The organism is Acidaminococcus intestini DSM 21505 (assembly GCF_000425045.1).
GTDB classification, from domain to species: Bacteria; Bacillota; Negativicutes; order Acidaminococcales; family Acidaminococcaceae; genus Acidaminococcus; species Acidaminococcus intestini.
This window is the reverse complement of record NZ_AULA01000006.1, coordinates 1-23841: the sequence shown is the minus strand read 5'-3', so window position 1 is coordinate 23841 and position 23841 is coordinate 1. Positions and strand designations below refer to the sequence as shown.

Annotated in this window: 22 protein-coding genes and 1 riboswitch; of the genes, 2 read left to right on the top strand and 20 right to left on the bottom strand. The window is 48.6% G+C overall.

The genetic code is table 11. From position 1 onward, the window contains the following. Nucleotide 1: 1 nt before the first annotated feature. The 19 genes from H503_RS0102645 to H503_RS0102555 form a co-directional block, all read right to left on the bottom strand. The gene (locus H503_RS0102645; protein ID WP_009016292.1) at nt 2-1600 is read right to left on the bottom strand and encodes a DEAD/DEAH box helicase; all 1599 of its coding nucleotides are present in this window, start codon (nt 1598-1600) and stop codon (nt 2-4) included. 31 nt (nt 1601-1631) lie between these two features. Next, nucleotides 1632-2873, bottom strand: a complete 1242-nt coding sequence (locus H503_RS0102640) for a competence/damage-inducible protein A (protein WP_009016291.1) — start codon at nt 2871-2873, stop codon at nt 1632-1634. Nucleotides 2874-2880: 7 nt separating this feature from the next. Continuing rightward, the gene (gene rimO, locus H503_RS0102635; RefSeq protein WP_009016290.1) at nt 2881-4209 is read right to left on the bottom strand and encodes a 30S ribosomal protein S12 methylthiotransferase RimO; all 1329 of its coding nucleotides are present in this window, start codon (nt 4207-4209) and stop codon (nt 2881-2883) included. Between the two features lie 19 nt (nt 4210-4228). Next, nucleotides 4229-5425: a helix-turn-helix domain-containing protein gene (locus H503_RS0102630; RefSeq protein WP_009016289.1), complete on the bottom strand. Its 1197-nt coding sequence runs from the start codon at nt 5423-5425 to the stop codon at nt 4229-4231. Further along, on the bottom strand, nt 5422-7827 hold the full coding sequence (locus H503_RS0102625) for a DNA translocase FtsK (RefSeq protein WP_009016288.1): 2406 nt from the start codon (nt 7825-7827) through the stop codon (nt 5422-5424). Before H503_RS0102625 ends, H503_RS0102630 begins: the two co-directional genes overlap by 4 nt. Nucleotides 7828-7855: 28 nt before the next feature. Further along, the gene (locus H503_RS0102620; protein WP_009016287.1) at nt 7856-9532 is read right to left on the bottom strand and encodes a ribonuclease J; all 1677 of its coding nucleotides are present in this window, start codon (nt 9530-9532) and stop codon (nt 7856-7858) included. Nucleotides 9533-9824: 292 nt separating this feature from the next. Next, nucleotides 9825-10808, bottom strand: coding sequence for a TAXI family TRAP transporter solute-binding subunit (locus tag H503_RS0102615; protein ID WP_014128459.1), 984 nt, complete (start codon nt 10806-10808; stop codon nt 9825-9827). A gap of 12 nt (nt 10809-10820) precedes the next feature. Then, nucleotides 10821-11744 carry an NAD-dependent epimerase/dehydratase family protein gene (locus H503_RS0102610; RefSeq protein WP_009016285.1) on the bottom strand — a complete coding sequence of 308 codons (924 nt, stop codon included), beginning with the start codon at nt 11742-11744 and terminating at the stop codon, nt 10821-10823. After that, nucleotides 11744-12745 carry a lysylphosphatidylglycerol synthase transmembrane domain-containing protein gene (locus tag H503_RS0102605; RefSeq protein ID WP_014128458.1) on the bottom strand — a complete coding sequence of 334 codons (1002 nt, stop codon included), beginning with the start codon at nt 12743-12745 and terminating at the stop codon, nt 11744-11746. Before H503_RS0102605 ends, H503_RS0102610 begins: the two co-directional genes overlap by 1 nt. Nucleotides 12746-12841: 96 nt before the next feature. Continuing rightward, entirely contained in the window at nt 12842-13804 is a 963-nt protein-coding gene (gene rnhC, locus H503_RS0102600; protein WP_009015248.1) for a ribonuclease HIII, read from the bottom strand. 54 nt (nt 13805-13858) lie between these two features. Further along, nucleotides 13859-14725 (bottom strand): Asp23/Gls24 family envelope stress response protein, encoded by an 867-nt coding sequence (locus tag H503_RS0102595; RefSeq protein ID WP_009015249.1) that lies wholly within the window; start codon nt 14723-14725, stop codon nt 13859-13861. Then, nucleotides 14722-15570, bottom strand: a complete 849-nt coding sequence (locus H503_RS0102590) for a PHP domain-containing protein (protein WP_009015250.1) — start codon at nt 15568-15570, stop codon at nt 14722-14724. Before H503_RS0102590 ends, H503_RS0102595 begins: the two co-directional genes overlap by 4 nt. 124 nt (nt 15571-15694) lie before the next feature. Then, on the bottom strand, nt 15695-16588 hold the full coding sequence (gene dapA / locus H503_RS0102585) for a 4-hydroxy-tetrahydrodipicolinate synthase (protein WP_009015251.1): 894 nt from the start codon (nt 16586-16588) through the stop codon (nt 15695-15697). 4 nt (nt 16589-16592) lie between these two features. Beyond that, entirely contained in the window at nt 16593-17825 is a 1233-nt protein-coding gene (gene dapG / locus H503_RS0102580; protein ID WP_009015252.1) for an aspartate kinase, read from the bottom strand. A gap of 17 nt (nt 17826-17842) precedes the next feature. Then, nucleotides 17843-18874, bottom strand: coding sequence for an aspartate-semialdehyde dehydrogenase (locus H503_RS0102575; protein ID WP_009015253.1), 1032 nt, complete (start codon nt 18872-18874; stop codon nt 17843-17845). 35 nt (nt 18875-18909) lie between these two features. Further along, on the bottom strand, nt 18910-19680 hold the full coding sequence (gene dapB / locus H503_RS0102570) for a 4-hydroxy-tetrahydrodipicolinate reductase (protein ID WP_016459524.1): 771 nt from the start codon (nt 19678-19680) through the stop codon (nt 18910-18912). Between the two features lie 96 nt (nt 19681-19776). Then, a riboswitch (Lysine riboswitch) is annotated at nt 19777-19941 on the bottom strand. A 91-nt stretch (nt 19942-20032) separates the two neighbouring features. After that, nucleotides 20033-20470: a hypothetical protein gene (locus H503_RS0102565; RefSeq protein WP_009015255.1), complete on the bottom strand. Its 438-nt coding sequence runs from the start codon at nt 20468-20470 to the stop codon at nt 20033-20035. Continuing rightward, nucleotides 20467-20934, bottom strand: coding sequence for a dCTP deaminase/dUTPase family protein (locus H503_RS0102560; protein ID WP_009015256.1), 468 nt, complete (start codon nt 20932-20934; stop codon nt 20467-20469). The genes H503_RS0102565 and H503_RS0102560 overlap by 4 nt, the downstream gene beginning before the upstream one ends. Beyond that, nucleotides 20931-21467, bottom strand: a complete 537-nt coding sequence (locus H503_RS0102555) for a hypothetical protein (RefSeq protein ID WP_016459525.1) — start codon at nt 21465-21467, stop codon at nt 20931-20933. The genes H503_RS0102560 and H503_RS0102555 overlap by 4 nt, the downstream gene beginning before the upstream one ends. Nucleotides 21468-21629: 162 nt before the next feature. Here H503_RS0102555 and H503_RS0102550 point away from each other — a divergent pair, with 162 nt between their 5' ends. Together H503_RS0102550 and fba are read left to right on the top strand one after the other, a co-directional pair. Then, complete coding sequence (locus H503_RS0102550) at nt 21630-22520, top strand: RluA family pseudouridine synthase (RefSeq protein WP_009015258.1); 891 nt, start codon at nt 21630-21632, stop codon at nt 22518-22520. 49 nt (nt 22521-22569) lie between these two features. After that, nucleotides 22570-23499 carry a class II fructose-1,6-bisphosphate aldolase gene (gene fba / locus H503_RS0102545; protein ID WP_009015259.1) on the top strand — a complete coding sequence of 310 codons (930 nt, stop codon included), beginning with the start codon at nt 22570-22572 and terminating at the stop codon, nt 23497-23499. A gap of 58 nt (nt 23500-23557) precedes the next feature. Here the strand turns inward: fba and H503_RS0102540 are convergent. Beyond that, nucleotides 23558-23841, bottom strand: a 284-nt coding sequence (locus H503_RS0102540) for an IS3 family transposase (protein ID WP_026385417.1), incomplete at its 5' end; no start/stop codon positions are given.

The window sequence follows — 23841 nt, the reverse complement described above, 5'->3', positions numbered from 1 at the left end:
CTTATCTCCGTGCTTTAGCGGGCTCCATGTTGACGCGGAATCCGCGAATGGTATTTTTATGCATCACGGCCATGACTTTTTCTGCTGAGTCGGCAGGAACTTCAACAAAACTGAATTTGTCATAGATGCTGATGCGGCCAATCGATTTTGCTGGAATCTCGGCTTCGATGGCAATGCTTTGGATGATATCCCGTACCGTGACTTTGGCACTGCGGCCGATGTTGATAAATAGTCTAACCATGCCGGGGCGAGCCCCCGTGTTGGCAAGAGCTTCAGGCAGCGCATCCGCAGTCTGGGGCTCTTCCAAAGCTTTATTTCCTTCCTGCATGAATTTGATAGCGGCCGCCGCAATATCATGAATGTCATAATCATTTTCCAGGGCTTCTGCAATAGGCAGATAATCATGATATTGATTTTGTTCAAGAATGCTCTGCATTTTGGAAATGATTTGTTCCCGCTGTTTTTCAAGGACATTGGCATCGGTCGGAAGCTGGCCGCGGATAATTTTCGTCTTTACGCTTCGTTCAATGAGCTTTAACTGACGGAATTCACGAGGAGTGATAAAGGTCAAGGCGACGCCGGTATTGCCGGCGCGACCAGTACGGCCAATGCGGTGGACGTAGCTTTCCGGATCCTGGGGAACATCGAAATTCACCACGTGGGTGATATTGTCAATATCAATACCGCGGGCCGCTACATCTGTTGCAACGAGGATATCAACCTGATCTTGACGGAATTTCTTCATTACCCGATCACGCTGCGTCTGGCTCAGGTCCCCATGGAGGCCTTCCGCCTCATAGCCACGGGTGGCAAGGGCAATGACCAGTTCATCCACGCCTTTCTTGGTGCGGCAGAAAATGATCATCTTGCAGTCATCTGTCGTATCAAGGATTCGGCACAGACCATCCACTTTATCGCGCGTTTCATAATAATATTGATCAATGGTCGGAGCCGTCACAATTTCCTTGTGGATGGCTACCACCTTTGGTGTCCGCATGTACTTTTTACTGATGCTCAAGATTGGACGGGGCATCGTCGCTGAAAAAAGCATGGTCTGCCGTTCTGGCGGAACTTCCTTGATGATGGTCTCAATATCTTCAATGAACCCCATATCAAGCATTTCATCCGCTTCATCAAGGACGAGGAAGTGGATATGGTCCAAACTGATGGTGCCGCGGCGCAAATGATCCAAAAGGCGGCCCGGGGTCCCAATAACGACCTGGACGCCATGTTTCAGGCTCCGAATCTGGCGTTCAATCGGCTGTCCGCCATATACAGGCAGGACATGGACACGCTTCAGCCGGCCAATTTTGCTGATTTCTTCTGCCACCTGGATGCATAGTTCCCGTGTTGGGGACATGACCAAGGCCTGGACATGGCGATTCTTTTCATCAATGGATTGGATGATGGGAATGCCGAAAGCCGCTGTCTTGCCCGTACCGGTTTGAGCCTGTCCGATGATATCATCCCCTTCAAGTGCAAGGGGAATGGCCCCTTTCTGGATGGGTGACGGTTCCTCAAAGCCCATGTCTTTCAGGGCAGAGAGAATCTTTTTGTCAAGGTTCAGGTCTTCAAAGGTCGTAATTGTTGGTTCTGTCATAGGTTCTCCTAACATACTTGTTTGGCACGATTCATTTCTTAGCTTCATCCATGGCAAGGGCCATGGCGTTCATTGCTGCACGGAGTTTGACGGTCGTGCGCGAAGCCCGATAGCGAAGTTCCTGTACAACCGTGCCATGCTTTGTTGCACAGGCTTCATAAACCAGTCCTACCGGTTTGTCCGGTGAACCGCCTGTAGGACCTGCAATCCCTGTAATACTGACACCAATATCGCTGCGCATTAAACGGCGCACCCCTTCAGCCATAGCAATCGCCGTTTCCTTGGATACCGCCGTATACGTATCGAGCGTTTCCTGGGGAACGCCCAGGATCTCATGTTTGACCTGATTGGTATAGGAAACAACGGAACCAATGAGGTATTCCGAACTTCCCGGTACATCGGTCACCAGACTTGAGGCAAGCCCTCCCGTGCAGGATTCTGCAAAAGCGATGGTCATGCCCTTAGCACGCAGCAACTTTCCCAGTGCTTCCCCCAAAGTCTCATAGTCAGTTCCGTAAATATATTCTCCAACTTTGGCACGGATCTTGGTCTCCTCGTTGTGAATGAGTGCCATACAATCTTCCAGGCTTGCAGCTTTTGCTGTGATCCGTACAAGGATTTCACCGCGGCGCGCGTATAGTGCCACTGTCGGATTGGTCTGTGCCATGATAATGTCATCAAGTTTTTCGGCTGTCATGGATTCGGTCAACCCTTTTAGATGAAGAATGCGGGAATGGATGATCCCTTGACTTTGGAATTTCTGGCGAAGGTAAGGCATCATCTCATTTTCAAGGACGAACTTGGTTTCTTCAGGCGGTCCTGGCAGCAGGATTAAAACCTTGCCGCCATTTGTTTCAATCGCCATACCCGGTGCGGTTCCCACATCATTATTGAAAATGACCGCCCCTTCCGGTACATAGGCCTGTTTCCGGTTATTGGGGCTCATGACAAGTCCGCGAGAGGCAAAATAAGCCTCCATCTTTTTCAGCCATTCCTCACTCAGCACAAGGGGACGACCAAGAAAATCGGCAACGGTCTGAGCTGTAATATCGCCTCTTGTGGGGCCTAAGCCGCCCGTAAGGATGATGATCTGGGCACGCGTTTGCGCAATGGAAAGGGCAGCTAAAAGGCGCTTTTGATTATCTCCCACCGTTGATTGATAAAGGACACTGAAACCGGCGTCATTCAGGGTTCTTGACAGGAGCTGGAAACTCGTATTAAGGATATCCCCCAATAAAAGTTCCGTTCCCGTACTGATGATTTCTACATCCACAGAACATTCACTCCTTTACGAGGTGAGAAACAGCCTCATACGTAAAGCCTTGATCGATCTGGACGTTGACAAAGTCCCCTACCCGAAGTCCCTTAGCACCTTCAATAAAGATCTTACCGTCAATATCAGGAGCTTCCGCATAGGACCGCGCCACAGCAAGGTCCGGATTTTTTTCATCATGTCCCTCCACAAGAACTGTCAGGACCTTTCCTTCCCGTTCCTGTTGGATTTCCTCAGAAATCTTGGCTTGCAGTGCCATCAAGCGATGATAGCGTTCCTGCTTGGTTGCTTCATCGATCTGGTTTTTCATGGCACCTGCCTCGGTTTCCTCTTCCTGTGAATAGGTAAAGACACCTGCGCATTGGAAGTGTTCTTTTTGAGCAAAATCAAGGAGTTCCTCGAATTGCGCTTCAGTTTCTCCTGGAAAGCCGACAATAAAAGTCGTCCGCAGGCAGATGTCAGGCATCCTGTTGCGAAGTTTAGCAAGGAGCATTTCAACCTGTTCCCGCGTATCCCTACGGCGCATGGTCTTTAAAAGAGAATTGCTGGCGTGCTGCAGCGGAAGGTCAACATAGTGGCAAACCTTCTTGCATTGGGCCATGGTCTCTATGAGTTCATCAGAAAAGGATTCGGGATAACAGTATAGGATGCGGATCCATGTTAAGGCAGGGATCTCATTCAGATCACGCAAAAGCTCGGAAAGACGCAGTTTGTGGTATAAATCAATCCCGTACTGCGTCGTATCTTGCGCAACAAGGATAACTTCCCGCGTACCCTGCTGAACCAAGGATTTTACTTCTTCTACAATTTCCTCATAGGGTCGGCTGCGATATGGTCCCCGTATTTTTGGAATAGCACAATAGGAGCAGCGATTGCTGCAGCCTTCGGCAATCTTCACATAAGCTGTATATTGCGGAGTGGAAAGGACGCGGCTCTTAGGCTGGGAGTATTGCTTAGGCGCTTCAAGCAGCACAAAACGCTCTCCCTTTTCCACGCGATCAATGACCGACCCAATGGCATCATAACATTCTGTTCCGATAATTGCATCCACTTCGGGCATCTGTTCAAAAAGTTCGTGGGCATAACGCTGACCCAAGCAGCCCGTCATAATGAGTTTACGATGGGAATCTATTTTCTTATATTCTGCCATCTGCAGGATGGTATTGATGGATTCGGTTTTGGCACTTTCGATGAAACCGCAGGTATTGACGATAATGATGTCGGCATGGGATGGATCATTAGTCAGTTCCCATTTACGGTCACGGATAAGTCCCATCATGACCTCAGAATCAACGAGGTTCTTAGGGCATCCTAGGCTTACAACTCCTATTTTCAACTTGGACTCCTCTCTTTATTTACTGGGCACGGAAAGTCTTGCTCATGGTCCCCCACTCTGTATCCTTCAATTTATAGTCTTTTCCGTTGACCTTGATGGATACGTCTCGAATACTGCCGAAACTCAGTTTAACAGTGGATTTTCCATTGTACGTTCTTGTCGACCCAGCACTGACCGTAGCCGTTTCCACACGTTTACCGTCAATATCGGCTTCCGTCCAGACGGGTTTATTATACGTAACTGTTACCGTGACCCCATTTTTCTGTTCTTTTCCAAAGGCTTTGGTGTCCCCCTTTTTTTCTTCCTTTGTCTCCGGCTGTTTCTCTTCTTTTTTTGCTTCTTCCGCCTTCCTGGTTGAAGAATTTTCACTCTTTACACTGTCAGATAGACTCGTCGTAGCAGGGATTTCCGGCATGGTCTTGCCGCCAAACAGGAAATAAGCCATGACCACACAGAAGATCCCAAAGAAAATGGCAAATACAATGCCGAAGATCCGAATATTTAGATAGGCACTGACACCCTTCCGATTGTCTTGACGTTCCTTTTTTTGATAGGCATAAAGCGGGCTTTCCTGTCTATCCTCGCCGTTTTCTAACGCCTCATCGTCAGCGTCGTCATCTTCGTCATCATCCTCGTCGACTTCTTCATACAGGATGCTTTCAATGAAATGGCGCAGTTTCTTAACGATACCAGATTCCTCTTTTTGATTTTCATCGGGTTCCGGTTCATCATCGATTTCCTTGATGACGGCCTGCACTTTCGGGGTAGTCTTTTCTTGTTCTTCTTCGAATGCTTCCTCTTCTTCCCACGAGCGTCTCGCCTCTTCCATCATGGAAGGGGTCACAACCATGGTGCGCTCTTCGTCGTTTTCGGGCGTGGCATCTGCTGTGGAAGCAGGGGAAGAAGCGGGCTCCTGCAGGACTTCGGGCTGTTCTTTTACATCCGAAGGAGCTGCCTTCAAGGGTTCATGCAGGGCTTCTGGTGTGGCAAGGCCCTTTGTGTAAGCTTCGACAAGATCATTGCCATTTTCTTCAAGGAAGTTGCCGTAATTCCGGATAAACCCTTTGATAAACACATCTCCAGGAATCTTCTCAAAATCACCGGATTCGAGAGCGGTAAGATATTGCTCCCGGATGCCAGTCTGGGATGCCACTTCCTCCAGAGTTATATTTTTTTCGCATCTCCGCTGCTTTAGGTATTCTCCAATATGCTTCATGAAAAGTCAGCCTCTTTCTTTGGGTTCTTGGTAAAGAAACGTTCCGCAATGGCAGTCTCACTCATTATGAGACTGCGGGGCTTGCTCCCTTCACTGGGACCTACAATTCCCTTTTCTTCCATCATATCTACAAGCCGGGCGGCACGGGTATAGCCGATACGGAACTTTCGCTGGAGCATGGAACTGGATGCCTGGTGGGTAGAAACAACAAGACGCAAGGCATCTTCAAATAAGTCGTCCTCAGCCTCGTCCTCCCCTTCCCCAGCAGCATGCTTTTTCTTATCTTCTGATAGGGCTTGGGTCGTTACTTCTTCCTCATACGCGGTCGGAATGGATTCAGATTTGATGAAGTCAACAATCCGTCCCAATTCCTCGTCGGTGATGAAGGCGCCTTGGACACGGGTTGGCTTATTGGCACCTGTCGGGAAATAAAGCATATCCCCACGGCCCAAAAGGTTTTCAGCCCCGCTCATATCAAGGATGGTCCGGCTATCCGTATTGGAGGATACAGCAAAGGCAATCCGCGAAGGGATATTGGCCTTGATGGTCCCCGTAAGGACGTCGACACTCGGACGCTGTGTCGCAAGGATCAAATGGATTCCAGCAGCACGGGCCTTTTGGGCAAGACGCAGGATTGCGTCTTCTACATCGACGGCGGCAACCATCATGAGGTCACTTAATTCGTCGATGATGACAACAATAAAGGGCAGGGCTTCATCAGCAGGAACAACGGCGTTATAGTCGTCAATCTTTCTCACTTGCGTTTTTGCAAAAAGGCTGTAGCGCCGTTCCATCTCAACAACAGCCCAATGAAGGGCCGAGGCGGCCTGTTTAGGCCCTGTAACAACGGGGGTCAAAAGATGGGGAATGCCATTGTAATTTGTCAGTTCTACGACCTTTGGGTCAACAAGGATAAGTTTGACCTCGTTCGGTTTTGCCCGATAAAGAAGACTGGCAATGATGGTATTGATGCAAACGGATTTACCAGACCCGGTAGAACCGGCAATCAGCAAATGAGGCATCTTGCTGAGATCGGCCACAATAACACGGCCGGAGATATCCTTGCCGAGACCGACGCAAAGTTTTCCTTTGGCGTTACGGATTTCATCACAGTCCACGATGGAACGGAATGTCACAGCCTCACTGTAGCGGCTCGGTACCTCAATCCCAATGGCAGCCTTGCCTGGGATTGGCTCAATACGGACGCTCGTCACGGCAAGCTTCAAGGCAATATCTTCAGCTAGATTCTGGATCTTGTTCACCTTGACACCGGGAGCCGGTTCCAGTTCATACCGCGTAACAGAAGGCCCTTTGGTGACATTGACAAGGGCCGCCTTAACACCAAAATCGGTCAGCGTCTTTTCAATGATGTGCCCCTGGGTTTCCATTTCCTGGCGAGAATGGTTTCGATTGACAGGTCGCGGTGGGTTAAGAAGCGTCAAGGGAGGAAATTCATAGCTGGACGCATCGGCTTGTTCAACTGTGCTAAGGGCAGTACCCTCTGCCTGAGCTTTGGATACGGCTGTCTGTGTTTTTTCTTTCTCCGTTCCTGCCGGCTCATCGGGAATATTCGGTGGGATGACAGGTTCATAGGGCACATATTCTGGTTCCTTTTCCACAGCCGGTGACTGGGCTGCCAAAGTGCCCTCAATTTCATCCTTATCAAATTTAACAAGTGGTTTTGTACTCGATAGGGCTCCCTTGATGATCTCACTGATGCTCTGATGCTTAGGGTCCTCGGTTTGGGCCTCTTGATCTATTTGTGCTTCTTCCTGCCGCTCCTGATCATAAATTTCCCGTTTCCGCTTTCTGCGAGCATCTTGGTAATCATTCCATTTCTGAGCGGCTGTCATGGCTCCGTTCTTCATCTCTTCCCCAGCTGCCTTCAAGGGTTTGCTGAGGGAGAAGCGATTTGTCAGGACCAAGGAAATCAAGGTCAGGGCAATGAGCAGAATAAAGGTCCCAATACGGCCTGCAATCTTTGTGAAAACAAACACGATGGCGCCTCCAAGGAGGCCGCCACCGATAGGTAATGATTCTGGCAGGATTTCAGCCCCTTCCGGGATCACACTGGCATGCCAGAGGGAAAGAAGGGACACCAAAAAAAGCAGGATGGAAAAGAATCTTTTGGAGAACTGGAGACGCTTATGATTCACAACATAGCCTAACCCCAAAATCACCAAATAGATAGGAAGAAGCAAAGCGCCCCTTCCCAGACCCATGGTCAGGAAATAATGGGCAGAATCTCCCAAAAAACCGACTTCGGGATACCAAAGGCTTACAGCCATGAAGAGGCCAAGAGCAGCATATACGATCCCAAGGGCCTCAAGCTTGTAGGAAAAACCATTTTCCCCGGCCTTTGTCCTCTTCTTTGTATTCTTTGGCTGCGTTTTTTTCTTCACGGCAATCCTTCCTTATTTTATCAGACAGTTAAACTTCCATGATCAACGGTAAAATCATGGGACGGCGTCTCGTTTTTTCAAAGAGATAACGCCCCAAGGAATCCCGTACGGCGGACTTCAAGCTGGACCATTCCGTCACATGGCTTTCCCGGCATTTATCAAGAGTGGAGAGAACCCGGTCACGTGCGCCTTCCATGAGTTCTTCCGATTCACGGACATAGACAAATCCGCGGGAGACAATATCAGGACCAGCAGCAATGGAATAATTACTGTGATCAATAGTTACCACAACGATGAGAATCCCATCTTGTGAGAGCTGGCGGCGGTCGCGAAGAACGACATTGCCGACATCGCCTACGCCAAGTCCGTCGATGAGGGTCTTGCCGGCTGTTACGTGGCCGCTGATTCCAATGGAGTTCGGAGTTACATCCACAACAGATCCATTTTCAGCAATGACGACATTATCCTTATTCATGCCAAGCTGCATAGCGAGCTTCTTATGAAGCACGAGGTGACGGTATTCACCGTGGACCGGCATAAAAAATTTTGGACGGATCAGTCGATGCATCATCTTGATTTCTTCCTGACTGGCGTGACCGGAAACGTGAATGCCCCGCTCCCGTCCATAGACGACCTCCGCTCCGAGCTTATAGAGGTTGTCTATGGTGTGCCCCACGCCGCGCTCATTTCCTGGAATCGGAGTAGCGGAAATGATGACCGTATCGCCGGGCATGATGGACACTTTTTTATGCTCACTATTGCTCATACGGGTAAGGGCGCTCATGGGTTCCCCCTGACTGCCCGTCGTAATGATGGCAATTTGACGCGGTGAATAGTTGCGTGTTTCATCAATATCAATGAGTACACCTTTAGGAATCTTGAGATATCCCATCTCGCTGGCAATATTGACGACATTGACCATGCTGCGTCCAATGACGGCAACCTTGCGGCGCGTCATGACAGCTGCGTCAATGACCTGCTGCAGGCGATGGACGTTGGAGGAAAAGGTGGCCACGATGATCCGGTTCTTGGCAGCCCTGAACTGTTCATCGAGCGTTTTTCCTACATTCTTTTCACTGGGCGTAAATCCAGGCCGTTCAATATTTGTTGAATCAGCCAGCAGAAGCAGGACGCCTTTATCTCCAATTTCGGCAAGCCGTGCAAAGTCCGTAGGCTGGCCGTCAACAGGGGTCTGATCGAATTTATAGTCACCCGTATGGACAATTGTACCCACAGGCGTATGGATTGCAAGAGATACCGCATCGGGGATGCTATGGTTCACATGGATGAATTCGACCCGAAAAGATCCAGCACGAACAGTGGCCCCAGCCTTGACCGCTTTGCACTTTTGATCTGAAACGCCATTTTCACGAAGACGGCCCGACAGGATTCCTAGCGTCAGTGGGCAGCCATAAACGGGGCAGTTCAGTTCCTTCATCACATAGGGCATGGCACCGATATGATCTTCATGACCGTGGGTCAGGAAGATTGCCTTGACCTTATCCTTGTTTTCAACAAGGTAGGAAAAATTTGGAATGACAAGATCGATCCCGAGCATTTCATCATCCGGGAAAGCAAGACCGGCATCAACCAGGATGATTTCCTCTCCGTAACGGAACGCGGTCATATTTTTACCAATTTCACCAAGACCACCCAAAGGGATGATGCTTATTTTTTTCTGTTGTCCTTTTGCCAAAAGGGACACCTCCTCAATTTTTTAGCGAAAGCTCGCAGCTCACCTTTAACACAAAAAAGAGACTGAAAGGCTTCCAAAAGTACGATAATCTATGAATTATGGGGTTTTAGATCCTAAAACCCATCAACCACGGGACGATGACAGTCCGTGGAAAATTCCTGTTTTACTCTGCTAACACAGAATCACGTTAAGAATAAGGGAAGGATATGGACCATCCTTCCCCTAATCCCTAGTATTTCATTATAACTTGTAGCGTCTAGATTTGCAACGGATTGGCGCAGAAAATCAGCCATTCTCCTCTTTATTGAGAAGATTCGCCCGGATTCTTCTTCTCCGAGCTCTCCCAACTTTCAGGAAACGGAATTCCTGAGGGCGTAAAAAGTGTCTGATTTGGAAAAGAAAGGAGGGAAACATCGCTTTTTTTGATCTCCCCCACCCCATTTTGGAGTAAGCTTCGCAGCGCCAGGGTCCTCTCCTTCGGGAGCGAGCTTGTTCCTACAAGTAGGACTGGAACAGAAAGGGTGGAAACAGGGCCCTCCATATAAGGATATGTCCCTAATTTGATTGTTGTTGGCAAATACAGTCCCGTCCGTTCAGCTAGCTCCTCAAAAGCGGCTCCCTCAAGAGGAATCAAGCGAAGGGCTCCGCCCGCGAGAGCTTCATTGATTTCCTTATCCGGTAAGCCCCCCATAACCAAAGCTGCGTCGACTCGACCGGAAGCTACAGCAGATAAAGCTTCTTGATCGGAAAGATACTGAAAGACCATATCCTGACGTTTCATATGGGCAGCACGCAACAAGGCACGAACTGTAACTTCCATGCCCGATCCAGGAGCGCCTACTGCGACTTTACAATCCTTGAGCTCCCTTATATCAGAGAGGGTGGAAAGTCGAGGCACCAGAAAATACAGTGTGCGGGACCCCAGATAACACAGTTCACGAAAATCCTGGTAAGGTTTTCCTTCGTAGAGTGCCTTTCCTGAAAAAACTGCTTCGGCAACGTCCTGCTGAACAATGGCCAAATCAGCTTTTCCTTGCTTCATAAGATCCAAAGAAGCCAGCGAGCCCGCCGTAGAAAGGGTACTTGTATCAAGGCCATCAAAATGAAGACTCAACAAGCGGCTGATGGCAACCGCTGCACGGGCATTGGTATTTGGTCCTTCATCAGCTGCCAGGCGCAGCTGAGGCATCGGTGCTGCAGCCGGTTGAGGCGCCGTCTCTTTTTTATGACAGGCGCTGACCAAAAAGAGACTGACCGCCAATAGGACCATGATAATCTTTTTCAAGAAAATCCCTCCTTACGGATGGGTAGAAAAATACGCAAGCGTACGGGAAAGGCCATCCTGAAGTGAAGTAAATGTCATAGGTCCGAGTTCTTTTTGAAGGGCTTCATGGGATAAAACCGAATCACGGATATCCCCTTTCCTCCTCGGTCCATATTGTACTGAAGGAATCTGTCCCGTGAGCTTTTCCATAACGGATAAAAGCGCATTGAGGGAAACCTTGCATCCTGTCGAAACGTTCAGCGTGGCAAGTCCTTCATAACTAAGGGAACGAACCATTGTTTCCGCAATATCACCTACATAAATAAAGTCCCGGGTCTGCTGACCGTCGCCAAAAACGGTAAGGGGCTTATGTTCGTGAAGAAGACGGGCAAAAATACTGATGACACCGCCCTCACCCGTTTCTCCCTGCCGCTCGCCATAGACATTGGCAAATCGCAGGATGATTCCATGCATCCCGTAAAGTAAGCAGTAGAGACGAATGTAGGATTCTGCCGTCACCTTGGATAGACCGTAGAAAGAAGTCGGCGCTGGGATTTCCTTTTCCGTAAGGGGAAGATGCTGATTATCCCCATAGACGGCCGCACTCGATGAAAAGATGATTCGCTTGACACCGCTCTTGCGGCAGCCTTCCAATAGATTAATTAGCCCTTTGATGTTGATGTCCGCATCAACCAAAGGATATTCCATGGAAAAAGGCACCAAGGTTTGGGCAGCTAGGTGGATGACTGTATCAAACTTTTCCTGTAGCAGGAAATCAATCAATGCTTTATCCCGCACGTCCATTTGCACCAAATTCATCGAAAGAGGGACATATTCCTTGAATCCTGAAGAGAGATTATCCAGGACAGTTACGGAAAGTCCAGGAACTTCACTGCATTTTTCCAAGATGTGGGATCCAATGAAACCTGCCCCACCGGTCACTAGGATTTTTTTCATCAGTCGATGTTCCTCCTCCGAATCTGCGTCAACACATCAAGGCCAAAACTTTTGATTGTGACGATGGCCCCAATCGTAAAGGGAATATATTCACAGAAAAAGCGCCACATAACGGCCACTACACCGGCCACACCCGCTGGAAGCAAGGAGTTGAAAAGGACCAGAAATCCCCCTTCCGCAACCCCAGTACCGCCGGGAGTCGGCGTAAAGTATAAAACAAGGTTGATGAGACACATCCGTCCCATAATGATATGAAGTGGAATATTGGTAATGCCAAAGGCGTAAATAAAAACGGGCACAACCGAATAAATAAAAAGCAGGCTGAGACCGGATTCAATAAATGCTCGAAGAACTTGCTTGGGATTCTTGAAAAGCAGGAGCAGGGCCTGCTGGAAATCACGGTACCAAAGAAAGACCGCTTCCTGAACCTTTGGGGAAAAGCGGCGGCAGAACCGAACCAGCCATTTTTCAAAGCGTCCTGTAACGATACAGTAAATCAGCATGCCAGGTGCAAAAATAAAGAAGGCACAAACGAGGGCAATGACGCTGGGCGGCATCCAGCTCACAAGACTCGGATCAAAATAAAAGACAACTGGCACAGTGAGGAAAAGAAACAAAATGGACATAACGGTCCTGACAATGATGATCAAGGTTGATTTAGCAACTGAAACGCCCGCTTTTTTCATGAACATCAGCTGGGCAATCCCGCCGCCTCCTTGGCCCGGGGTCAAAAGGGCCAGAAAATAGTTGCTGAAGACAACATTGAACACGTGCTTATAGTCCATCTTTTCATCAGAAAGATGAGTCAGCGTAATAAGTCGTGTCCCGTCAAAGAAAAGACCTACACCGAGAAGGAAAAGGGCCAGCAGGGCGTACTGCGGACGAAATGTCGTCAGATAATCCAAGGCCCTGCGATCAAAGGTAAAATAGATGACGCCGGCGGAGACACAGACAACGACAAAAAAGAGGACGAGAAGCATGCGAAAAATTTGTTTATTCATGGAAAGACCTTCCCATCAAAATTTCACGAAAGTGATGAGTGCTACATAACCCTCTTATTATATCATAGGTTAGAGAACAAGAAAACAGACAAGGAGCTATCCCTTGAGATTCTTTGTATTGGCAAAATGCAGTTTGGCGTAATGGCCAAGGCGTTCTCGCCCTTCCTGCTGGATGATTTTTTCTGCAGCTCGTGTTGCCTGGGCGCCGCCTCCAAAAGGAAGTTCAAAACCAGCCTCCTGGGATAACTCCTCCATCTTCTTGAGAAACAGGGAACGAGCTAGAATTGAGGCTGCCGCCACGGCCATATCCGCTTCTCCCTTCGTATGAGAATAAACAGAAAGACCAGGAACCGCTCTTTCCAGCTCATTTTTGATGTAAGGAGACCGGGTAAATTGGTCAACCAGGGCAAAATGACATTCCGGAACTTTTTTAAGGACAGTCATAATGGCCCCAATGTGATAAGTACTCAAAAGCGGATTCAGGTTCTGCGCCTTCTCATATTCCTCGTTGTACTGCTGGGGCATAAGGGCGGCCGCGGCACTTGCTTTGGCTATGGCATAGACTTGCGGCGCAAGCCTCCTAATCTTCGCGTCTGAGAGAGTCTTACTATCTCTAACCCCAAGGGCAAGAAGTTTTTTGGCACCAATTTCATCAAGAATGACGGCGGCTACGCACAAAGGGCCAAGATAGTCACCTTTTCCCGATTCGTCGCTGCCCGCCCATAACTCACCAGGCTTCTTGACCGCTCCTAAAAGGGTCAAAAGAGGCCCTACACCTTTTTCCCCAGATGGGGTTGAAGAAGCTGCGTCCATGCCAAAGACAACATTCCTCACTCGGTCAAAGAAGGGCCCCTCTTTCTGTGAAAGCACAGGACGCCATCCATCTTTTCCATTATAAATCGTGACAACAGCGCGCTCCCTACCATTGACCACGATGAGCTGGACGCCAAAGTTCACATTTTTTTGTTCAACAGGCTGGGACGCCAAAGTGCAAAGGTCCCTTTGAAGAGCGTGGATTCGCTCCAAAAAGACGGATTCTGGAAGTTTTTTGGACTTCATGGTTACGTGAGACTCCTTAGAGAAAAGAGAAAAGGAGGGCTTCCCCTCCCCCTCTTATGATTCGTGAGGTATGGCGGCAATGGTTTCTTCTTTCTTTTCACTGCGCACAGTCAAGCTTTTGATTGAAACATTGATATCCCGAACGGGCATACTGGTCATGCCTTCGACCTTAACCTTGATTTTGGCCTGCAACTGCCTTACGACCTCAAAGATCTGGGCACCAAAGAACAGGACCAAATCCAGGTAAATGGTCATCCCTTTATTGGTATCTGCCGGACGCCGGACCTTGATGGCGGAAATCCGGTCCACATCCTTGTTTTTCTGGACCACAATACGAACGATATCACTGACGACATAATCGGTCACAGAAATCTTTCCATAGTAACTAAAGGCAGGTCTGACAATGGATTTTTCAGGCAGATCCTTGTGTTTCTTATTGCGGCCAAAAAGACGATGGGGTAAATCCACAAGAACACCCGATAGATGCGGCTTCAGTTCGATAGTCGGAACAGGAACGATATGTTTTCCTTCCTTTATGCGCGTATCACGAGCTTTTTTCATTTCCCGAGTCGTGGCAATATCCTGGATATGGACAAATTCCGAAGGCACCGGCAATGCAAGTCGTTTGCAAATGGTTACCGCCATTTTGTCACTGGTTCCAATGACAAGCAGACAGCTAATCCGGCTATGCTGAATAGCTTCCTTGACCTCATCGCAGTGGTCCTTTTCCATAAAAATAGCCCGTTTGACCGCCTGCACTTTATTCTGTTCGGTCTTGGCCGATTTTCCTGCTAAAATCTTTGTGCCTTCAATAAGCAATCCATCATCGATGATGCCATCACAGCCATGCTGGTGCGCCACACTGATGGCACGAAAACTTTTGCCGGTTCCACTTGGGCCTGTAAAAGTAATCACTTTCATTTTGCATTCCCCCTGTTTTGAGGGTATGTGACAATCTCCGATACTGCATCATACGGAATCGAAAATTCCCCTAAGTGCATGGGAAACCGCCCCGGATTGCCATGTAGGTCGCTTCCGCCGCTGACCATGAGATGATACTTTTTCGCGATGGCAAGCCAATCATGTTTGTTTTTTTCCTGCAGAACGGACGGGTGGAAGACTTCCATCCCATCCATGACCCCGCTATGAAGGATTTCCTCTACATAGGAAAGATTTTCAATCTCTGCCGGATGAGCAAGGACGGCAATTCCACCGGCTTTGTGGATGATCCGGGCAGCCTCGAAGGGACTCATCTTGACCTGACGGAGATAAGCTGGTTTTCCTGCCGCGATGAGCGTATCAAAAACGTCCTTTACGGTTGGAAAATACCCCTTTTTGACGAGAACGCGGGCAATATGGGGACGCCCAAGGCTATGGGCGCCTGCTGCTTCCCTCTTTACTTCCTGAAAGGAAAGCTCATATCCCAGGGATTGGATTTTTTCAATGATCTTCATGACCCGTTCCACCCTTCCGCTGCGGTTCCAGGCAAGGGCCTGCTGGAAAATTGGGACGGCAGGATCAAAGTGGAACCCTAGAACATGGACATCCTTTCCTTTATAATCCGTATCCATCTCAACACCCCGGATCAGATGGATGCCATCCTGGCGCGCATCGATGACCTTTTTTGCTTCATCATAGGCAAGGGTATTATCATGGTCGGTAATGGCCATGGCGCATAGGTGAGCTTTTTCTGCTTCCCGTACAAGTTCCTCTGGTGTATTGACCCCATCTGAAAAGGTCGTATGCATATGCAGGTCCGCTAACATAAGTGCCGTTCCTCCATTCTTATATATGGTCATTATACCATAATTGACGCTAAAACGGAGAACGGACTCATAAACTCCCTATAAAACAAAAAATGACGCTGTCAATCACGACAGCGCCAGTTCCTCACTTTAGTAATCCTGTTTCTTTCCAAGCCTGATGGACCTTTTGGCGTTCTTCTGCCGTCATAGGGCAAAGCGGCAGGCGGTAAGGTCCCGGAGTAAAAGGTGTCATCAATCCGACAGCTTCCTTGATGGGAATTGGATTGCTGACAAGGAACATAGAATCAGCTTGAGGAACCATGACCTTATTGAGTTCACGTGCCCGGACTACATCCCCTTTTTCAAAGCTTTGCATCAAATCCTGAAGAAGTTCACCGCCTACATTGCTGCGGACAGAAATGAGGCCGCAGGCGCCGACCGCAAAAAAGGGCAGGGTCAGACCGTCATCTCCACTATAGATGGAGAAATCTTCCGGCATGATGCGATAAAGCTCCGCTACTTGGGATACGTTTCCGGAAGCTTCCTTGATACCCACGATATTGGGACAATTTTTGACAAGCCGGGCCATGGTAAGCGGTTTGATATTGGTTCCTGTGCGGCCAGGAACATTGTAGACCAAGATAGGTAATTTGGTATGTTCAGCAACCGTCTTGAAATGCTGATAGAATCCTTCCTGGGAAGGCTTGTTATAAAAAGGACCAACAACAAGAACGCCGTCGGCGCCGACTTCTTCAGCAAGTTTGTTCATGTTGAGGGTCTGGGCCGTATCATTGGATCCAGTCCCAACGATGACAGGAGCTCTTCCGTCAAGCTTCTTGATAACAGCCGTAAACAGTTCCTTTTTCTCATCATAGGTCAGGGTTGGCGCTTCACCGCTTGTACCAGCGACGAGAATGGCGTCAGAACCATGATCGACAAGCCAGGAAGCAAATTCGGCAGTTCCTTCAGCATTGAGGGATCCATCTTCGTGGAAAAACGTAATCATTGCAGTAATAAGGCGTCCAAAATAGGGCTTCATGAGACTATTCTCCTTCCTGGGTTGCAAATGCGCTGTGAAGGGCGCAAACCGCGGTCTTCACGTCGCGTTCTTCGATAATAGCGGAAACGAGGTTGTCAGAATCGGTTGTCTGCAGGATTTTTACCCCAGCTGCCGTGAGGGCCCCAACAAAGCGAGCCATGACCCCGGGCGTACCGCCCATATGGGAACCCACGACCGTCACCTTGGCACATTCCTTAGTGAGGGTATAATGGTATCCCTCGGCTTTGAGGACTTCCTCCGCTTTCGGGGCATTGACCGTATAGACCGCAAACATAAGGGACTGAGGCTGGAAACTCAAACTCCCAATGCTGACACCGTGAGAAGCCAAATCTTTAAAGACCCTGCTGCCATTATTGGACGTATCCTGCGACAGGTCCACTTGGAAGAAGGAAAGATCCTTGAGGCTGGCAACTCCACTGGCATGATTGCTTTCAACATCATCCTGACTTTCCAGGGTATCAATCTTGTCATCCGTCGTGATAAGGGTACCCGGTGCATCAGAAAAGGTGCTTTTAACGACCATGGGTACCCCATATCGCATGACAATCTCAACGGCGCGGGGATGGATGACCTTGGCACCTTGATGCGCCATTTCACGGATTTCGTCATAGGAAATCTGCTTGATGATCTTGGCATCGGAAACAATGCGGGGGTCGGCCGTCATGACGCCATCGACATCGGTATAAATTTCTACTTTTTCAGCATCTACGGCAACCCCAAAAGCCGCGGCTGACGTGTCACTGCCGCCGCGTCCCAAGGTCGTAATGCTGCCATCCATATCAGTGACACCTTGGAATCCACAGATGACAGGAATGATCCCTTGTTCGACAAGGGTTTTCAGTGTCTTGGGACGGACTGTCTTGATCTTGGCATTGCCAAAATTTCCATCTGTCACCATACCAGCCTGTCCACCTGTCAAGGCTTTGGCCTTGAAGCCTTCCTTCTGCAGGGTGGAAGCCATAACCGTTGAAGAAATGATTTCCCCACAGGCCATCATAAGGTCCAATTCATGCACATCCGGGTCAGGATTGACGGAACGGAGCATTTCAATCAGCGTGTCTGTTGCATAAGGGTCTCCCCTGCGGCCCATGGCAGAAACAACGACAATGGGCGCATAGCCTCCATCGACGGCTTCCTTTACTTTCTTGACAACGAGTTGACGGGTCTGGGGTGTAGCCACACTCGTTCCGCCGAATTTTTGTACGATGATTTTCATCTGCGTAGGGCCTCCTCTTAGAGCCAGTTATTCTTGACCATGGTTTCCGCAATCTGGAGCGTGTTGAGTGCAGCCCCTTTGCGGATTTGATCCCCAACACACCAAAAATTGAAGCTTCTGTCGGCCGATTCATCCCGTCTCAGGCGGCCGACATAAACATCATTGAGGCCCGATGTGTAAAGCGGCATCGGATAGATTTGCTGGGAAGGATCATCTTGAAGAACAACACCGGGGAACTGGCTGAGTGCCTTGCGGATGTCAGCAAGTTCCACATCATGTTCAAGTTCCACATTGACAGATTCACTGTGACTGCGGTACACAGGAACACGAACCGTTGTCGCCGTGATACGCATTTCCGGATCAGAGAAAATCTTCTTGGTTTCATTGACCATCTTCATTTCTTCCTTTGTATAAAGGTTATCAAGGAAGACATCAATCTGCGGCACAAGATTCAGGGCCAACGGGAAATGTTTGGCAGCACTTGCGCTGGGGAAGATATGAGCAGTCATTTCCTTGCCGGCAGCAGCTTCCTTAATCTGGCGTTCCAGTTCATCAAGACCGTCCTTACCGGCACCAGAGGCCGCCTGATAAGTGGATACGATGATTCTTTTGATGCGTGCAAGATCATAAATCGGCTTCAGGGCCATGACCATGATGATGGTTGAGCAATTCGGGTTGGCAATGATGCCTTTATGCTTTTTAATATCCTGAGGATTGACTTCCGGAACAATCAGAGGAACCTCAGGATCCATGCGATAGGTACTTGAATTATCAATGACGACGGCTCCTGCCTTGACAGCAATTGGTGCAAACGTCTTGCTGATCGAGCCGCCGGCAAATAGGGCAACATCAACTCCGTTAAAGGAATCAGCCTTTGCTTCTTCGACCTTATAGGTCTTGCCCCGAACCGTCAGTTCTTTGCCTGCACTGCGTGCAGAAGCCAGGAGTTTCAGGTTCTTAAAAGGGAAATCTCGTTCATTGAGCAGATTGATGAATTCCTGCCCCACTGCACCCGTTGCACCTAAGATTGCTAGATTATACTCCTTCATGATTGTTCCCCCTCTTTCAAATTAGAAACGCTTCCTTACAAAATTGCATCCAGCCCATACACAAGGCCCCTGCGTTTAACCATGGTCCGACATCCCAGCATAACACCAGGCATGTAGCAGTCACGGTTGATGGAATCATTGCGGATGACGAGGCGTTCACCCATGCTTCCGAAAATGATTTCCTGACTGGCGACAAAACCAGGCAGCCGCACGCTATGGATGTGCATGCCTTCATAATTGCCACCCCGTACATGCGCCAGCTTCTCTGTTTCGTCTTCCCTGCCCTGCGCCACATAACCGCCGCGGGCCTTGGCGAGCTTCTGGGCCGTAAGCATGGCGGTTCCTGATGGTGCATCAAGTTTTTGATCATGATGAAGTTCGATGATCTCCACTTGGGGCAAGTATTTGGCAATTTCTTCCGCCGCTTTCATCATCAAAACGGCACCAATGGCAAAGTTTGGACAAATGAGGACGCCGACACCATTTTTTTCAGCAAGCCCCTTGACTTCCTCAAGATCTTCCGGAGAAAATCCCGTCGTGCCGACAACCGCATTGACACCATGGCTAGTAATGATCCGCAGGCTGTCCATGACAACATCGGGACGCGTAAAGTCAACCACAACATCCGGTTTACTTCTTATGAGGGCTTCCTCCAAACTCGCGTCCACGGGAACGCCTTCTACGGTCTTACCAGCACCATGGACATCGACAGCGGAAATCAGTTCCATGTCCTCTTGCTGAAGAACCGTTCGAACGACAGTGGAACCCATCTTGCCAAGGGCTCCATTGACCAATACTTTAATCATTGGCTCCATCCTTTCTCTATTTACAAAAATACGGTCATTGAGAACGCTCCCAATAACCGCAACAATAAAGCCCACATCAGCAGGCCTTGTTTATTTATTACCGATAGCGCTCCACCAAATAATGGCGACAGTATACCCGCTGTTAGCCGGCATCCCAGCAGCCCCCTGTACCCAGCGGACCACTTCGGCGGTTGGCCTTTCCTTTCCTTCAACGGTGTCCCTCTGAAAAGTACTTATCGTTCCCGCGCCTCTATCAACTGTTAAGTTTATGGGTATAGTATAGGCATTTCAGTATATTATGTCAATCGTTTTTTAGAAAAAAAGGTATTTTGTTTTTTTGATTCCCAAAAGCCTACTCTTGGAGAAGCTTGCGCAGGCTGGAAGCTGTCCGCGTCACAAGATCAGTCAGTTCCGGCACAAATTGCTGCGAATAAGCCGTGCTCCCTATCCCGCTACGGGTCTCAAAAGTTTTTAAAATGGCGTTGAACTTTTCGCCTTCATAGGCATGCAGGGCCTCCACAAGTCCATCGTAGGTGGCATGGCAAAGATTGGCAGGATCCAATTCAAAGGCAGTGCCAACCTGATCAAAAAAATCATTCCATACCTCTAGGGACGGATGAAGGCCAACCTGGTGCGCACAGTCCTGGATCATATGGGTCTTAAGATACATATACTCCCGCAGGGCCCTTTCCCGTTCTTCTGGAAAGAGTTTATACCACTCATAGATCTTATAGCCGCCCCAATCACCTATCGTGGCACAAGCATTTACAAGATCATTCATTGATTTCATTTGTCTGCCTCCTTGCTGGTGGTGCTGCCAAACCCTCCACTGCGAACCGACTTTTCCTTGCTTGCATCATCATCCGTCGTAAGATAACGATAAAAGATTCCCTGGGCAATCCGCTCATGAGCTTGAAGGACAATGTCTTTATCGGTATCATTGGCGAGTGCAATCATTAGATGGCCCTCATTATCAGGATTGTTGTAATAATCAGCATCAACAATTCCTTCATTGTTGACAAGACGTAAATGACGTTTAATGGCCATACTGGAGCGGATATGGATACCTAAGAATTCATCATCCTGCATATAGGCCTTGATCCCCGTAGAAATCATTTTCTGGGAATGGGCAGGAATTGTCACAGATTCCGGTAAATAAATGTCATAGCCAGCGGAATATTTTGTCTGTCTTGTCGGCATGGGAAATGACCGATCTGCATAAGCGGCAATCTTTTCAAAACCACGTTTTCTCATTTTTCGTTATAACCTCTCTTTTTTGTGCTTTCTAGGGTCTTCACACTGATTCCAGAGGGAAGTACCGGATTCTCATGTCTTAGTTCCACACCTGCCTGGGCAGAGCGTGATAGGGCTTCAATGAATGTCATCTTGGGAATGGGAATGAAGGCTTCCTTCAAATGTTTCTTTTCTATGACTTTTCCCTTCTTAGACAGGAGGGCGACCTGATCGACTTTATAGGTGTGATTTTCTAAGTTTAATGATACAATAAGTTCGCACGAACCAGGTCGATCGTTATCTTCGAGTTTTTTCTCGTAGGTTTCCCCTAAAAGACGGATAAAGTTCTGATCCTTCAAAACGGCTTTTGTTTTAACCTGTTCAAGAAGGCCCCCTTTTTCCTTTTGAAGCGCCTTTTCAAGAGACTCTTGCTCCACATAGTACTCACCAGCAGGATTGACTCCAAGGAGCTGGTAGGTTTCCTTTGCGGAGACGGTTTTTCCTGTATAGAATGTCAAAACTGATGCGAGCAGAACCAAGAGCTCCTTTTTCATGACCTTTTCCTCATTTCTCATCTTCTAAGCAACAACTTATGGATCTTATTTTCTTTTAATTTTCCTACCCTTCATCTTACTCAATGTGGGTAAGATAGTCAACTGCTTGAAGGGGATGCTTCAGGGCGGAAGGCGTGCCAGTCAATACCAAGGAGGGTTCCCATGAACCAGCTGCTTGTCCCGAAGAACCAATCAGGGATTCATTTAAAGACATTTCTCATGCAGTGGGGGCTGTCGGCTTCCTACTGGAAAGCCCTAAAAAAAGCACGGGCTCTTTTTGTCAATGGCCTCGTCACAGTATGGGATATACCGCTTTCAGCCAATGATCGAGTCAGTTTTCCTTTTTTACCAGAAGAAACGGACCTTGTCCCGGAAGAAGGCCCCCTCACGATTTTATATGAAGATGAGGTTCTCCTTGCCGTTCATAAGGAGCAAGGACTGCTTGTCCACAACAGCGGCCTTACCCAAGAGTCTTCCCTATCCCGCCGTGTTCTCTTCTATTACAGGGAACATGGCATTAAAGCCGCCCTTCATCCGGTTTCGCGGCTCGACCGTGAAACAAGCGGCATTGTCCTATTTGCCAAAAACGCCGCACTCCATCATATGCTCACTAAGGCCCCCATGAAAAAGCTCTACCTTGCCCTCTCGCATGGCCCTTGGGAAAAATTCTCCGGGGTCATCGCTCAGCCCATAGCCCGCAAGGATGGCTCCCTTATCGAGCGCTGTGTCGCGCCCCAGGGCAAGCCGGCTCGTACACGCTACCGCGTGCTGTGGCAGGATGCAGCGAAAAGCGTGGTTGCTTTCCATCTTTATACCGGACGCACCCATCAGATTCGCGTACATGCGGCATTCATGGGGCATCCTCTCCTGGGCGATACTCTCTATGGCGCAAAGGGGTCCCAAAAAGCCCATGCCCTGCACGCGATGCGGCTCCAGTTCCGCCATCCCTTATCAGGAAAGGACGTGAAGATTACGGACCCGTCCCTTCCTTTTTTCTTACCTGCCAATAAGGCTTTTGCCCCCTGTATTTCCAAAAAAAAGGACGAAAGATGAAGGGAATATGATATAATGAGGACGACTTTTATTGATAGGAGGATGTATTATGCCACTTGTAACTACGAAAGACATGTTCAAGAAAGCTTATGAAGGTCACTATGCGGTTGGGGCTTTCAACGTCAATAATATGGAAATTGTCCAAGGGATTGTCGATGCCGCCAAAGAAGAAGAATCCCCGCTGATTCTTCAGGTTTCCGCTGGTGCCCGTAAATATGCCAAGCACGCTTATTTGCTTCACCTCGTCCAGGCGGCCCTTGAAGATACGGATCTGCCCATTGCCCTCCATCTTGACCATGGTGCTGATTTCGAAATCTGCAAAGCCTGTGTTGATGGCGGTTTTACGTCCGTCATGATTGATGGTTCCAAATATCCCTTCGAGGAAAATATCGAATTGACAAAACGTGTTGTCGACTATGCCCACAGCAAAGGGGTTGTCGTGGAAGCCGAATTGGGAAAACTAGCCGGTGTGGAGGACGCCGTTAAGGTCAATACGAAGGATGCAACCTACACCGATCCTGATCAAGCTGTTGAATTTGTGGAAAGAACGGGTGTCGATTCCCTGGCCATTGCCATCGGGACAAGCCATGGTGCCTACAAATTCAAAGGAAAGCCGGAACTTGACTTCGCCCGTCTTGAAAAAATCTCCAACCTGCTGCCAAACTTCCCCTTGGTCCTTCACGGAGCCTCCACGGTCATTCCCGCCTTCGTAGAAGAATGCAACCGTTATGGCGGCAAGCTTGACGGAGCTCAAGGGGTACCGGAAGACATGCTCCTTAAAGCAGGCAAATACGGTGTCTGTAAGATTAATATCGATACGGACCTGCGTCTTGCCATGACCGCATCCATTCGCAAGTACCTGGCAGAACATCCAGAAGACTTCGATCCCCGCTCCTACTTAGGGGCTGGACGACAGGCCATCAAGGATATGGTCTCCCACAAAATGCGGGACGTCCTTAATTCCTCCCATCGTCTTTAATCAAAAAACAGCTGCCCTTTCTGATGTGTACCCCAAAAACTGGACGCATATAAATTAGTTAAATGGCATTAGTGGATGTTTCCCGATATATTTCGGGAGGCATCCATTTTGTTTTTTTCTGAATCCTTTCCTTGTTGAAATAATGAATGTATTCTTTCACTGCTTTAGCAAATACCTTGAACGAGGTGTATTCTTTTTCGCTTCCGTAATACATTTCATTTTTCATCCGACCAAAAAAGGTCTCCATAATACTGTTGTCATAGCAGTTGCCCTTACGCGACATTGACTGTATAATTCCATGCTTTTTCAATTCACTTCTGTAATATTCATGCTGATACTGCC

Excerpts from the sequence above, each read along its gene's own strand:
- H503_RS0102645 (WP_009016292.1), bottom strand. The coding sequence starts at position 1,600 with ATGACAGAACCAACAATTACGACCTTTGAAGACCTGAACCTTGACAAA.
- H503_RS0102630 (WP_009016289.1), bottom strand. The coding sequence starts at position 5,425 with ATGAAGCATATTGGAGAATACCTAAAGCAGCGGAGATGCGAAAAAAAT.
- H503_RS0102610 (WP_009016285.1), bottom strand. The coding sequence starts at position 11,744 with ATGAAAAAAATCCTAGTGACCGGTGGGGCAGGTTTCATTGGATCCCAC.
- H503_RS0102605 (WP_014128458.1), bottom strand. The coding sequence starts at position 12,745 with ATGAATAAACAAATTTTTCGCATGCTTCTCGTCCTCTTTTTTGTCGTT.
- rnhC (WP_009015248.1), bottom strand. The coding sequence starts at position 13,804 with ATGAAGTCCAAAAAACTTCCAGAATCCGTCTTTTTGGAGCGAATCCAC.
- H503_RS0102595 (WP_009015249.1), bottom strand. The coding sequence starts at position 14,725 with ATGAAAGTGATTACTTTTACAGGCCCAAGTGGAACCGGCAAAAGTTTT.
- H503_RS0102590 (WP_009015250.1), bottom strand. The coding sequence starts at position 15,570 with ATGTTAGCGGACCTGCATATGCATACGACCTTTTCAGATGGGGTCAAT.
- dapA (WP_009015251.1), bottom strand. The coding sequence starts at position 16,588 with ATGAAGCCCTATTTTGGACGCCTTATTACTGCAATGATTACGTTTTTC.
- dapG (WP_009015252.1), bottom strand. The coding sequence starts at position 17,825 with ATGAAAATCATCGTACAAAAATTCGGCGGAACGAGTGTGGCTACACCC.
- H503_RS0102575 (WP_009015253.1), bottom strand. The coding sequence starts at position 18,874 with ATGAAGGAGTATAATCTAGCAATCTTAGGTGCAACGGGTGCAGTGGGG.
- dapB (WP_016459524.1), bottom strand. The coding sequence starts at position 19,680 with ATGATTAAAGTATTGGTCAATGGAGCCCTTGGCAAGATGGGTTCCACT.
- H503_RS0102565 (WP_009015255.1), bottom strand. The coding sequence starts at position 20,470 with ATGAAATCAATGAATGATCTTGTAAATGCTTGTGCCACGATAGGTGAT.
- H503_RS0102560 (WP_009015256.1), bottom strand. The coding sequence starts at position 20,934 with ATGAGAAAACGTGGTTTTGAAAAGATTGCCGCTTATGCAGATCGGTCA.
- H503_RS0102555 (WP_016459525.1), bottom strand. The coding sequence starts at position 21,467 with ATGAAAAAGGAGCTCTTGGTTCTGCTCGCATCAGTTTTGACATTCTAT.
- H503_RS0102550 (WP_009015258.1), top strand. The coding sequence starts at position 21,630 with ATGAACCAGCTGCTTGTCCCGAAGAACCAATCAGGGATTCATTTAAAG.
- fba (WP_009015259.1), top strand. The coding sequence starts at position 22,570 with ATGCCACTTGTAACTACGAAAGACATGTTCAAGAAAGCTTATGAAGGT.